14 protein-coding genes are annotated in these 13,422 nt (G+C 48.3%); all 14 read right to left on the bottom strand.

Annotated features, from left to right (window positions below):
* Position 1 precedes the first annotated feature (1 nt).
* The gene (locus BQ6873_RS13580; RefSeq protein ID WP_076593111.1) at positions 2–1,399 is read right to left on the bottom strand and encodes a sigma 54-interacting transcriptional regulator; all 1,398 of its coding nucleotides are present in this window, start codon (positions 1,397–1,399) and stop codon (positions 2–4) included.
* 21 nt (positions 1,400–1,420) lie between these two features.
* Positions 1,421–1,777, bottom strand: coding sequence for a DUF4282 domain-containing protein (locus tag BQ6873_RS13575; RefSeq protein WP_157889170.1), 357 nt, complete (start codon positions 1,775–1,777; stop codon positions 1,421–1,423).
* Between the two features lie 30 nt (positions 1,778–1,807).
* The gene (locus BQ6873_RS13570) at positions 1,808–3,910 is read right to left on the bottom strand and encodes a pilus assembly protein TadG-related protein (RefSeq protein ID WP_083664470.1); all 2,103 of its coding nucleotides are present in this window, start codon (positions 3,908–3,910) and stop codon (positions 1,808–1,810) included.
* 21 nt (positions 3,911–3,931) lie between these two features.
* Positions 3,932–4,330, bottom strand: a complete 399-nt coding sequence (locus tag BQ6873_RS18280) for a DUF3613 domain-containing protein (protein ID WP_231949348.1) — start codon at positions 4,328–4,330, stop codon at positions 3,932–3,934.
* Positions 4,323–5,177 carry a tetratricopeptide repeat protein gene (locus BQ6873_RS13560; RefSeq protein ID WP_076593107.1) on the bottom strand — a complete coding sequence of 285 codons (855 nt, stop codon included), beginning with the start codon at positions 5,175–5,177 and terminating at the stop codon, positions 4,323–4,325. Before BQ6873_RS13560 ends, BQ6873_RS18280 begins: the two co-directional genes overlap by 8 nt.
* 2 nt (positions 5,178–5,179) lie before the next feature.
* Positions 5,180–6,034: a type II secretion system F family protein gene (locus tag BQ6873_RS13555; protein WP_231949347.1), complete on the bottom strand. Its 855-nt coding sequence runs from the start codon at positions 6,032–6,034 to the stop codon at positions 5,180–5,182.
* Between the two features lie 103 nt (positions 6,035–6,137).
* Positions 6,138–7,070 (bottom strand): type II secretion system F family protein, encoded by a 933-nt coding sequence (locus BQ6873_RS13550; protein WP_076593105.1) that lies wholly within the window; start codon positions 7,068–7,070, stop codon positions 6,138–6,140.
* A complete protein-coding gene (locus tag BQ6873_RS13545; protein WP_076593104.1) occupies positions 7,070–8,383 on the bottom strand; it encodes a CpaF family protein in 1,314 nt (437 codons plus the stop codon). The genes BQ6873_RS13550 and BQ6873_RS13545 overlap by 1 nt, the downstream gene beginning before the upstream one ends.
* 39 nt (positions 8,384–8,422) lie before the next feature.
* A complete protein-coding gene (locus BQ6873_RS13540; RefSeq protein WP_076593103.1) occupies positions 8,423–9,670 on the bottom strand; it encodes an AAA family ATPase in 1,248 nt (415 codons plus the stop codon).
* A gap of 32 nt (positions 9,671–9,702) precedes the next feature.
* Entirely contained in the window at positions 9,703–11,001 is a 1,299-nt protein-coding gene (locus BQ6873_RS13535) for a type II and III secretion system protein family protein (protein ID WP_076593102.1), read from the bottom strand.
* 44 nt (positions 11,002–11,045) lie between these two features.
* On the bottom strand, positions 11,046–11,981 hold the full coding sequence (gene cpaB / locus BQ6873_RS13530) for a Flp pilus assembly protein CpaB (RefSeq protein WP_076593101.1): 936 nt from the start codon (positions 11,979–11,981) through the stop codon (positions 11,046–11,048).
* Between the two features lie 34 nt (positions 11,982–12,015).
* A complete protein-coding gene (locus BQ6873_RS13525; RefSeq protein ID WP_076594138.1) occupies positions 12,016–12,507 on the bottom strand; it encodes a TadE family protein in 492 nt (163 codons plus the stop codon).
* A gap of 68 nt (positions 12,508–12,575) precedes the next feature.
* Positions 12,576–13,094, bottom strand: coding sequence for a prepilin peptidase (locus BQ6873_RS13520; protein WP_076593100.1), 519 nt, complete (start codon positions 13,092–13,094; stop codon positions 12,576–12,578).
* 55 nt (positions 13,095–13,149) lie between these two features.
* Complete coding sequence (locus tag BQ6873_RS13515; protein WP_076593099.1) at positions 13,150–13,350, bottom strand: Flp family type IVb pilin; 201 nt, start codon at positions 13,348–13,350, stop codon at positions 13,150–13,152.
* Between the last annotated feature and the right edge of the window lie 72 nt (positions 13,351–13,422).

Genomic DNA, 13,422 nt, shown 5'->3' with positions numbered 1-13,422 from the left:
TTCAAGGCTCTACCTCGCCGGGTTCCGGATCACCATCGATGATCTGGAACTTGCGCATTTTTTCCCACAACACCTTGCGACTCATTTTCAAATGATTCGCCGTATCTTGTCTGCGCCAGTTATGCGCATCCAGCGCCTCAATAATACGATTGCGATCAGCTGCATCCCATTTTTTCCGCGTACCAGCCTGATCTTCGTTATCGCATTCCACCTTCAATTCCTGCAAGGCCAAAAACACGCGATCAATCGCCGCTCTATCCCAATCGCCAAGCTGACGATGAATAATCGTGATGCGCTCTGCAATATTGCGCAGCTCTCTGACATTGCCGCGGAAACGCGTGTTGGCAACCATGCGCAACAACCAATCCGGAATCTCTGGCAACGGTGAAGAGTCACGCGCACCATTTTTAAATATCTGCATCACGATGCCGCGGAAAATAGCGATCTTGTCGATCTCACCGCGCTCTTCCAAACTAGGCACACGCAATTCAATCACGGCCATGCGGTAATACAAATCCGAGCGGAACATTTCTTGCCTGACCAACTCGCGCAAATTTCGATTGGTTGCCGCCACTAATCGAAATTCAATATCAATCTCCGTCGTCGAGCCCAATCGCGTTACCTTGCTTTGCTCCAGCACACGCAACAATTTGACTTGCTGATACAAAGGAAGATCGCCGATCTCATCCAGAAAAAGCGTACCGTTGTCTGCCTGTTCAAAATAGCCTTTATGCGCCAGCATCGCACCAGTAAATGCGCCCTTCGCATGGCCGAAAAAATGCGACTCAAACAAACCATCCGGAATCGCACCGCAATTGACGGCAACAAAGGGACCATTTCCGTAGCGGCTATGATTCTCGTGTAGTAGTCGCGCGATACGCTCCTTACCCACACCGGTTTCACCCGCGATCAATACATTGGAATCGCAATCGGCAAAGGCCGTCGTTTCTTTCAACAAAGTACGCATGACTTCGGATTCTGCAATCAGCGGATCACGCTCCTGCGCCGCCTTCGTATTGCTATGCATTTCGCCTGCCAAACCAAATACCAGGCGACGCAATTCTGCGCACGTAAAATCCAGCATCAAAATGTGTGAATACTCTGGCGGATAAACGCGCGAATCATAAGCACGCGGCGCTTCCGCGACCCAGATCACCGGCATGCCATGCGCCTTTTGCCAATCATCCGCATTGAAGCGCCCACCATCAATCATCGTGACAGAGATAATCGCAATGGATGGCGACACCTTCGCCTGATCCTGTACCAGATCCATGCTGTCCGCCCGAATGACATCTACCTCGGAACTAATCAGGCAGCGAACGATGCGATCAAAAATATCGGATTTACCTTCCCACACATAAATGTCGATATTTTCTTGAGGCGATTTGTTTTTTAGCATTCTGTTTGTGCAAAGCTTCCGTCAGTCGTTTTTCAAAACACGCACGCTTGGTATTTTTTGATACGCATCCACCCTCGCCTGTCGGTGTGATAACAGGTTACGAATCTCCACCAGTCTTGCGTAAATATTGAACGCAAGAATCAACATCTCGCACAGCAAGCGCCAGATCAATAACGACAGCACTGTCGCACCTATCGCGAGTAGTACGCCAGAGATACCCTTATCAGGCATTTCAAAGGTCGCGAAGAAGCCGCCTATGCCAGCGCTCAAAATAAGGACCACTCCACCCCAATAAATCACCTTGATCAAGAACGGCGCAATCAAATGATCGAAGCCGAGATAGCCAAACCATTTTGCTAAGGATGTTTTATTTTTCATGAGCAGGTATCGAGAGTCGTTATAAGACATTTAGTAAACCAATCTGACACTATCGCCGCCACCGCATTTCAGGTCGATTAAGGTGACATCGACTTGCCCAAGACCGATGCCAAGTAAATCATTAAGCTGTGCTGCCAAGGCTTTTCCAAGATCATTCAATAGCGGTTCCAGCAATTGAGTGATCAAGCCCAAAATAGTTAACAGCACCTTACTTACTGAACTGCTGCCTTGATTTCCTTCAAACTGTTTAGCCAACGTGCATTGGTTGGCATTTGACGGTGAAAATGGATTCAGCACCCCACATACCACCTGCCCTATCAAGTTACCAACACCATTGAGTAAGCCTCCGACCAAATTTCCAACAGTGTTTAGCACACTTTCCAATGCAGTCCCGAGTGCAGTAAATAGATCTGTATTCGCTTTTACATCATTAGTAAATTTTTGGAGAGCGCTCAAAGCCTGCTCGACCTGAGTTACTGCCGTACCTAATACATTACCCGTTACTGCCCCCAAAAGTCCCCCTGCAAGCTGCTCTTTTGTGGGAGTGCTTTGCCCTTGGGAATAAGTAGCACCAAGCAATCTAGCAAGTAAAGAGTCCAGCAAGTTATCCACCAAATTTTTAGTCGTCGTGCCCAATGGTAAGTTGTTGTTACCAAAGGTATATGTCTCTCCTTTCACAAAGGTATGTGAACCTATATTCTGTAGTCCAGGGACTGCAAGACTAGAGAGCGGCAAAGTCGTGCCGAGAAGAGTAAGGAACGGATGGCTCGGCAAGCTAGCGTCGCATGCCGGAGCCGTATTAGAAAAAGCACTGTCCGCAGTCAAACTTCCAATGCAAAGTTGAAAGATAGGAGCTTGCACCGAAATTTTCGCAGTATCTTTTCCATTCATTTTTTCTTGACATAGTTCATCTATCTTTGCCGATCCGTTTACTATTTCAATAGCGATCGGTAAATCAGCACGTAACAAATTGGCCTTCAACAAATTGCTCTGCAGATGAGTAAATACCCGAACTTGCGAGGTATAGGCCATCGTATCCTTCCCCCCTATACCAATCGATGGCGGCTCTACGATGCCGATTTTTGTTTCTGACTGAAGTATCCCTGCGGGGAGGTTCGCGCCCAGTTCTAACTTAATCCCATTGTGGCCATTGGCTACGCCAATCGCAGTTGTTATCAAATCCAAAGCATTAATGTTCGTACTTAAGGCAGAATTCCCATTTGCAGCATCAACCAATGCCAATATGCCGCCACGTCCATTGGCATTAGAAAAAATCTGAACCGGCAATTTAAGCTGCGCGGCACTAATTCCTAGAAGGTTAATAAAATCTTGTTGTCCCACCAAAGTTGTCATTGCTCCAAGCAATGTTTCCAAAGTACATGCGCCGTTACTACAGCCTCCTGTATTCAAATCCAAGACGCTTTGCTTAATAGTCCCTACGTCAGCATTAACAGGTAGCTGGACGCCCAAAGCCCTCAACAAACCACTAGTTTTTATCGATACATTTGCCAAACCATTGTAGGACGCAATATCAACGCCATTCATTCCCACACCCAGTTTTGTTAAAAGCCCCGGAACAACACCAGCATCGTTAATTCTCAACAATCTAGAGCCAACTGAAAACACTGCAATCTGTGCATCCGCAGTAGCAATCGCAACCGCGCTCACAGCTCTACTCGCCCAGGCGCCAAAAAAACTGCGGAATGACTGACTGACATGCACACTGACTGCATTCGGCATGATGCCAGTGGCAATGGCTCGATAATGCGGCGCCGTTGTCTCAGCTACAGGATCCCAATTTCCACAAGATACAGTAATCGCCCCTGAAAAATTCTGCGCCACTTTTGCATTAGCCTCGGCAGTAGTAATCACCGATGAAGGACATGCGTTACCAGCCGATACCGTGGATCGCCCCAATTGCTGCGCACCTGCAAGCGCGGACAAATCTGCAATCTTTTGCAACTCACGTTTCTGAAAAAATAGATAGCCGATATCGATCGATGCCAACAAGATCACCATCGTCGAAATACCGATTGCGGCCATCACGACAATCGAACCACGCTGGCGCGAGCTCGCCCATATGCAATGCAATGCATGTGAAGCGGCGATACATGAGCCGGACATGATTTTCATTTTCAATTGTTAGAAGAATTATTATTGCCCATCGTTCTTTCTGATAGCACGATCAAAATTCTCAGGAATTTTGTACTTGAAACTATCTTTGTAACGCTCCCAACTCAATGTGCTTGTTGCCCCCAGCATGGGCAATGCAGGACCAGCTGCACTACCATTAACCTGCATGGCTAACAAATCCGAAGTGACCTCGCCGATCTGACGTGTCTTTGGTTTGCTCTTCACAAACGACGTATTGGATTCAGTATCAACTGCTTGTGCATTGCAAATCGACATAGTGCCTAATAACAATGCAGCACATCCGTAGATCGACACTAAAAATGCCCGCAGTGTTGTTGTATAACGTTTGGATGAAATAAGTTGCGACATAAATCCCCCTGATATCCCGATAAAAAGTACGCCTTGACCGTGTTTACTCACTACGGCTGCGCGGCACTACATTCGGTTGCAATAGTTGCAACTGCAATTGCAGTTGCATGCCATTACCACTTGCAATGGCCGGCAAAGTACGGTTCTGGATATCGGCCTCGCTAACAACCTTCGCCGCTGGCTGCGTGCCGCGCGCCGCGATAGCATCTTTGCGTTTGCGGATCTCGGTTCTAACATCGGCCGGAATATATGCATCCTTCATCAAGGCTTCTGCCTTCGCAGTCTCATTAGAGAGTAAAAAGAACAGGGCCAGATTACTGATAACTTTGCGATTGTCCGGCGCCAATTCGACTGCCTGCATCAAAGGTAAACGTGCAGCAGCACGATCGCCGTCATACAGCAAGGCATAGCTTAAATCACTCAACACCATTGCATTGGTTGGATCCCGTCGATTGGATTCGCGTAGATGGGCAATCGCATTGACGGAGTCACCTCTTTGTGCAGCCAGCAAACCTAGGCCGTGCCAGGCCGCAGCAGCCTCCGTTGTTGTGCGTAATTGTTGGTACTGTTTTTCTGCCGCATCATCTTGTCCGGTCGCGCGCAAGGCATCTGCATACAAGCGTTGTATTTCCGGCGATGATCCATAACTTTTTTGATACGCATCGATATGTGCCATCGAAGCAAAATACAGGGAACGATCCTGCATCTTCTTGATCATTTCCAAGTACACCTGCTTGTTATCCAAAGCCGGTTTATCCTGATCGGACTGCTGACGCTGCGTTGCTGCCTCATTCCGTGCAGCATAATCACTGGCCGAAGAATTAAAGTTGGCACAACCGCCGCAGAGTAGCAGTGCTGATAACACCGCTATGACATTGATCTTGGTATACCCTTGCATGATCAGCCTCCCAGCTTGGAAAGCGCGCGGATAATAGCCAGAAAACCGGCTCCGCCCGTGATAATTAATAAAGCAGGCAATAGAGCCAAGACCATAATGCCCGTCATCTTGACAGTGAGTTTTCCGACCTTTTCTTTCATGTCCAACTTGCGCTGTTCGCGCACACGGTCACTAAACTGTTGCAATGGCTGTTGCACTGCACCGCCATAGCGATCGACTTGCACAATCAGACGCGCAATAGCGCCCATATCCTCATTATCGAAGACAGTAGAAAACCGTCGCAGCGATTGCTCGCGCGTACGCCCATTTAAATACTGTTGCGCCGCTATCTGCAATTCCTTACTCAAGATCGGCAAAGAACGAGAAAATTCGTTCTCCACAACATTTAAGCTTTGATCAATCGATAAGCCAACACCTTGCAGCAGACGCAAGAGATCTATCAGCAATGGCAATTCTTCAGCAGCTTGACGACGGCGCTCTTTTGCCCTCATCTGCATCATCCATTTCGGCCCCATGTAGCCGATAGCAAAGCCTGCAAATCCCATGCAAAGCAGAACGAGGGGTGAGCGATCAGATGCGATGCTCCATGCAAGGGCAGGCAAACCAACGCCAAGCAACACACGTATAGCAAAAAATATCGTTTTCCCACGAGTGTCATTCACACCACATTGATCGAGCAATACTCTGTCCTCTTGGGCAACCAATTGCTTCCCAAGTGGGGTATCGACCCAGTGCGCCATATACGCGAGAAAGCCATCCAGCCAGCGACGCCACAAGGGTCCTTGTGGCTGACTTTCTTCTTCCTCCTGATATTCTTGTGTATCGATGCGACGATTCAATATTTTTTCACTACGCATGAATTGCCATGCTTGACGCAACAAGCCGCTGCCAAGTACCAGTGCAGCGGCAGCCAGTAGCACTATCGAGGAAACGATCAGGATATGCGGCGTCATATTGCCCTCACACAGACTTCGCCAGACGATACAACCAGTAAGCGCCGATAATCTCCAGCACGGCGGCACCAATCAGCATGTTTTTCCCGATCGGATCGTCCAGCATGGTGACAAACATTTTGTTATTAAAAATAATCATAAAAACGCCCAGACCAATCGGCAGAAAACCTAAAATCCACGCAGATAGCCTGGTCTCTGCAGACAGGGCAATAAGTTCATTTTGTGCGTATTCTCGATCACGCATGAAAGCAGCCATGCGTTCCAATACCATATCTGCCCGTCCGCCAAACCGCAGAGCAACGCCAATCACTGCTGCAATCAATTCCAGTTCAATCACATGAAATAAGCGTGCTTGTTGCATCAATGCATGCTCAAGATCCATCCCTGCCTGCACCAGACGGTTGGCACGATCAAGAAGGTCTCGCAAAGGTGCTTCGCTAGACAGCACTGTGGCTTGAAACGCTGATTCCAGACTATTACCAACGATAGTTAGCCGAACCATCGTGTCCAAAAAAGCTGGCAACTGTCGTACCATTTTTTGATGGCGTCGCATGGCCTTCAGCCATAAGCGAAAATATATTAAAGTCACGTATAAAAATACCGTGCCAATAACAGACAAAATTCCTCCGAACATTGCCGCCAGCAGCGTTAACACGATGCCAGGTAATACCAAGAAGGCATAAAAAATTGGTGTAGGTATTATTCCTGCCCGCAGCAAAAAACGACGTAATATATTCGACTCGATACGCGGCTGTAGCACCGCATTTTGCTCAACATCATCTGTCGAAGTCTGCTGCGATGCCATGCTACGAATTTGCTGATCAACAAATGCCGACGTAGCATCTTGGCGCTGATGAAGTTGCGCGTTTTGCCACAGGAGAATACCAAATGCGAGCAACAAGATCGCACCTGCCATCAACCATAATGTGAGCGCTGTCATCAGTTTCTCTTTTGTGGATTACCGCCATTAGGAGATGCCTGTCTTTTTTTCAGCTTCGGTGAATGCGGTTGAATACCGAGCGATACCCAGCGATCTTTTTCCTCACCGTCAGGACCACTGAAATTTTCGTGACGATAGAGTTCCTGCGTTGTAATGATGTTGTCTCCAACACCAGTAATTTCAGTGATTGATACGATGCGTCGGCGGCCATTGGACAGGCGTCCGATCTGAACGATGAAATCCAGCGCGCCGGCAATCTGGCGGCGCAGACTAGACTCACTTCCCTGAAAACCAGCAAAGCCAGCCAGCATCTCGATACGATGCAAACATTCGCGAGGCGTATTCGCATGGATAGTCGCCATTGAGCCATCATGACCAGTGTTCATCGCTTGCAACATTTCCAGCACTTCCGCGCCGCGCACTTCTCCGACAATGATGCGATCCGGACGCATACGTAAGCTATTGCGTATCAAATCACGTATCGTGACAACGCCCGTTCCTTCAAAACTACCGACGCGCGATTCAAGGCGCACGACATGCGGATGATTCAATGACAGCTCTGCCGTATCTTCAACAGTAACCACGCGCTCATTTTCTGGAAGGAAAAAAGCTAACGCATTGAGTAACGATGTTTTTCCGGAACTAGTGCCGCCAGAAATCAAGATATTGCAACGCGCCTTTACTGCACTTTCTAGCAAAGCAAATAACTCGTCATTAAGTGTTCCCAGTTGCTGTAGGTCGCTAGGCTTAAGAGGGTCTTTACGGAATTTTCGGATCGATACCATAGGCCCATCGACCGCAAGCGGTTCGATCACAACATTCAAACGTCCACCATCTGGCAAGCGCGCATCGACCATCGGATTTGACTCATCCAGTCGGCGCCCGAGTGGCGCAAGTATCCGTCGCACTATGCGTAGCAAATGATTGTTATCAGTAAAGCGCAAAGTTTCACGTTGCAACACACCGTGACGTGAAACAAATACATCGTTGTAACCGTTGATCAGAATATCTTCCACATCGCCATCAGCCAGCAAATCTTCCAGCGGCCCCAGCCCGGCCAGTTCTTTGGTCAATGCATCGGCAATCAGACGCACTTCATTTTCATTCAAAGGAATGCGGCGCAAGCGCACAAAACCGTCAACATCCAGATTAACGAACTGCTGTATAGCAGACCGCGACCAGCGACCAAATTCAGCACCCAACTCCTCAATACGCGTTAACAGATTGTCGTATGCAGCAGTTTTGATGTCCTGAAATCTTTGTGTATTCACAAAGATTTCATCTTCTTTTGTAAGTACTATTTGATCGTTCATCTCGCCTGCCTTTATCTCGGCCCTTGCCGTCGTTTATCGTTATGGCTTGAGAAAACTTGGGACCCAGCTCGATAGCTTGCTGGTCTGCTTCTCCGAATGCGGATTCAATAATTTTTCTGCTAAATCATGAACCGCTCGCACGTATGGATCGTGCTTGGCGATTTCATGTAACAACTTTCCCTGATTGGCACTACTCATCAAGCGCAATGTACATTCCGGCATGACTGCGGCCAGCGGTAAACTAAAACGTTCGGCAATCTGTTGTGCACTCATACCGTATCGAATGTCATAACGATTGACGATTAACTGCAAGCGACTGGCATCACCGCCATGCTTCTCACACTCTTTCAACATGGTTGAAAGAGAAACCAGCGAGCCTGGACTTTGATCAGTCACCAGCAATGTCTGGTCCGAAGCACTGACCATACTTTCCACAAACGCCATATCGGAAAAACCACCCAAATCCATAATCAATACATCGAAGTAAAGGCGCAGTTGTGACAACAAAGAGCGCACATCTGCACTGGATATATCTGCGATCTCTGTCAATGAACGCGGCAAAGAAATTACTTTGATGCCGCTATGACTCGTCGCTAAAGCAGTTTGGATCAAAGTCCGGTCAAGGCGATGCCGATTACGCACCGTATCGCTGAAATTGAAATTTCCTGTTACGTTGAGATAAAGCTGCCCATCGCAAGCAGGCAAACCAAGATCAAGCAGCCCTATTTGATAATCTTTGTGCTGAACCGATTTTTCTTGTTGCAGGATATCGGCCAGATGAACAGCCAATGTCGTTGTACCGACTCCAGCGCGCGCGCCAACAAAAGTAATCAGCGCTCCTTCGACCGATACGGTGGGGCTGGATACGGCAGAAACCAATTTGTAGATAACGTCGTGTGCCTCGACTACCGGCGCCGTCATGTCGATGAAATGATGAACTCCAGCGCGTAGCGCCGCAACAGCTCCTTCTGGATAATCCATGGTGCCGACAGCAACCACCGGCACATCCGGCAGCTTGCTCTTCATCATCTGCGCCAACGCAATCATGTCTGCAGTGCAGTTGGCTGTGCTGTCGCCGCAATTTCCGGAAAAATCGAGCAATATCAATCTAGGCCTACACTCCGCCACACGTGAAGTAAGAAGCGCGGTCGCAGCCAGTTCCTGCTGTATTACATGCCATTCGCTTAGCGCATGAGCGAGCCAACGCAGATGTGCCCCATTAGACGAACAAAAGACGAATCGATTGCTGTCATTGGGGGCAATTTCACGTTGCCGACCTTTTTCCATGAGCTGTTCCAACGGTTTTTTCTCCACTTTATTTATTTAGAAAATCCGGGTAGATCATCTCGTCCGGCAACACCCATGATGTAGCTACCCCATGTATTCCCTGGCGTATCGCGTCTCTCTTTGTCGCCACCAGGCAAGGGCAGCTCCACACCTTTTGCTATCGGCTTCACCAAGTGCGGCGTCACAATAATGACCAACTCCTTTTCATCCTGGCTGTACTGCATGCTACGAAAAAATGGTCCGATGATAGGTAAATCACCGAGGAAAGGTATCTTGTTCACACTGGATTTTGTATTGCGAGAAACAAGTCCACCAATGACGAAACTTTCGCCATCACCTAACTCAAGCGTGGTTTCCGTACGACGAGTGGAAATAGCTGGGATAGTCAGATTATTGGCAACAATCGCATTCGTATAGTCAAGATCACTAGCCTCAGGCGCGACCTTCAATGCGATGCGATTAGCTGCCAAGACAGTTGGTGTCACTGTCAATCCAATACCAAAAGGTTTGTAGACAATAGTCGTCGTACCCAGCCCTCCCGACTGCGGAACCGGCAACTCACCGCCGGCAAGGAAGCTGGCACTTTGTCCAGACAAAGCAGTCAATGAGGGTTGTGCCAATACGCGCGCTAAGCCATTTTGTTCTATCAATTTCAATCTAGCGTTGACGCTACCATTACCAGCACCAAGCAAATTGAAAGCCTGCGATATCGGCGTCTGCGTCTGCGACGAAAGAACATTAGAAAAATTGTTCAAGCCAAAACTAAAAGTTGCACCGCGATTTTGATTAAATACAAAATCGAAACCCGCTTCCTTGAGAACATTCCGACTGAACTCAACAATCTTCACATCGATCTGCACTACACCACTGGTTACGATGGTCGATTTATCCAATACTTTTGCCTGCCCGACAGCTTGCGCGCCCAATGCATTGGTATTGGCATGTGAAAGCAAGGACTGCGCCTCACCACGGATGCTGGCGCTGTCATTATTAATCTGTAAATCGGCACCCTCTTCTTGTAACTGACCTTGTAATTGACTTTGCACCTTAACGTTCCACACCTTGATCGCACCGTTGCGCGGCCATGCTGTTACCACCGTATTACCCGGCTTCTTGCCGACCAGAAGCACGCTCCCCTCACGCTTGTTCGAGCCGCGCAATATCACTACATCTGCGACGTCGGGATCCTCCACTGCAATCCGCTCCAGATTGACTGGGGTCTTGAGAGCACGTTGCTCGCGCACATTCAAAGTCAAAGCAGACTCATCCGCTGTTACCGGCATTGCAAGCAACAATCCAACAACTATCGCTGTGGCATTGAGTATTTTCATTTTTCAGGCATCCGCTTCAGATAATCGGTAAGAGAATGTCGCACTTAAAAACCAACATTTTCCCGCTGCGTTCCTTTGATGACTTCCACTGTGTTCGACGCTCTTGTTGATGATCTGAATACAGTTTTATTTGCTACACTCGCCTTGCCACTCGCCCAACTGGAAAGATCTACGCCGGAATAAGCCTGGTTATCGCCTGTTTTCAAGGCGACCTTGTCCTCCGATGACAAACCTGATTTTTCCTTCAACACATTCTTGGGTTCAGGAAAAAGCGCGATGTTAGCCACACCAGCATCGCCGGGGTGACGCAATACCAGCGTCAGTTTCCCATTCTGCGCAGCCAGTAAAAGTTGATTGACTTGATCGACAGGTGTAGCCAGCACCGCTGTACGTGCTTGCGCGGGCTGGGAATTTTGATTACTCGAAATGGGATTAGAACTTGACGAGGCCTCGCCCAGAGTCGTTGCACCGTATGTCAGCACACGCTGACGTGATGCCAGCAAGCGTGATTGACTGGTATCGATGTCATTCCCTTTTTTCAAGGTGAAAAATACATCGACATAATCACCAGCCACGATCCGATTCCCGACGCCAATTACTTCATCCACCGGTATTGCCACCGCACGTTCGCCATCGGCCAGCTTCAATGCCAAGCCTCGCACCAATTGATCTTCTGTGATCATCTTGTCAGCTACGATATCGCCTGCAGGAATCTTGCCTATGACTTCTGCTGCATCGGCATACGTGCCATTTGTAGTCATCGGCAAATTAAGCAATTTCACACCATCCGCAGCGATCGCTTTGCCTTTCTCCAAATTCTTGGCCGCCACCACAACGGAATACGCTGCCTTGGCCGGGGTGACGACACTCACGCTAGGAGTCGGAACCGGGGCTTGATGTCCCATCCACCAGGCAAGCGCGGCCAGACACACAGCCAGTAAAACCAGAATCACAGCGATGATTTTTGTCAGTTTATTCATGGCGTCATCATTCTTCTAAAGTAGTGATGCGTGGTCAGTCGATCTGAATAATTGCTGTACTTGATAGTTGCGTCGGAATTACCACATTCATCAACGGACCAAGCAGCAATGGCACCAGCGGATATTGCTTATATGGATAAGTGACCGTAACGCTGTAACAACGAATGCTGCTATTGGCAGGACTGTTATATCCGCATGGGGCAAGTGAAGGTGCAAATGCCAAACGGGGCATTAACCAATAAGCCACACTACCTGTGCCAGTAGCTGCCCTTCTTGCATTCTCCTCACGATTGGCATCGATCTCGGCAGGATTAGTAGCAGAACCCACACGTAAAGCTGCGCGTGCGCCTTCCGCCGCCGCCAAAGTAATCGATTGCTGCGCTACAAAAATCATTCCGTAGGTAATGATTGCGTAGAAGATCATGAAAAAAATTGGAAAGACTGCAGCGAACTCGATAGCAGCTGCGCCGCGCTGCTTTTTAGGTGTATGCACATTATTTCTTCTTACTACAGACTGCGACTTCATCCTGCACATAACTACGTTCAGTAATAGAAAAACCGATTCTTCCTTGGTATGGCATTGAATTGCTTTTTTCATTGCCGCCCCCATGTCGTCACCAAATCGAAAATAACTGCAATCGCTAGATACGCTGCGTACGGAATACCTTGCCGCCCTTGCCGTGCTCTCAACATCCGCTGATACATCGCACTACCTGTCACTTGCTGCATTACACGATGCAAACCTTGCGGTACAAGCATCATCCATGTTTGCGGCCAATAAAAAACAACTGCATGCAGGCCTGCTAAAAGACTGCCAATCAACCACGCGACAACGAGCCCCTTCAATCCCAACAACACACCCAGCACAACCAAAAATTTGACATCACCAGCACCCATTGCTCGCCACGCATACAAGGGAACAAACACTATCAAGGCAAGCACACCACCGATGAGCGACTGCCATACATCGATGCCAGCTATGCCATGTCCCATTACAATCAAATAACCGGTGTGCGCCAACAGCGCCAGCAACAACACGCCATTTGGCACACGCCGGAACAAGAGGTCATAACAGACAATAGTGATGCACAAAAAAACTAATAGAACTGTCATCCTCAGTTGTTAAAAAATTACAGTTATTTCATTCCACATTTTTGAGCTAACTCGCTCATCCAGGGGGGGTTGTTGTGGCAGGAGTAACAACGGCTTTTAATTTTGTCGAAATTGAACTAAACACGGCACTTAGATCAGTACCGACCGTCGTCACTATTCCTATAATTGCGACGGAAATCAGACCCGCAATCAGCCCGTATTCAATCGCTGTTGCGCCTTCTTCATCTTTGATAAAACGGATAATTTGGTTTTTCATTTTGTGCTCCTGTTTCTCTATCGATATAAATTTTTACCATTCAGCCGACGCTCACTACTGAGCGGCCAGCCT

The sequence above is a fragment of the Herminiimonas arsenitoxidans genome (assembly GCF_900130075.1).
In the GTDB taxonomy this organism is placed as follows: domain Bacteria; phylum Pseudomonadota; class Gammaproteobacteria; order Burkholderiales; family Burkholderiaceae_D; genus Oxalicibacterium; species Oxalicibacterium arsenitoxidans.
This window is presented reverse-complemented; position numbering and strand designations above follow the sequence as displayed.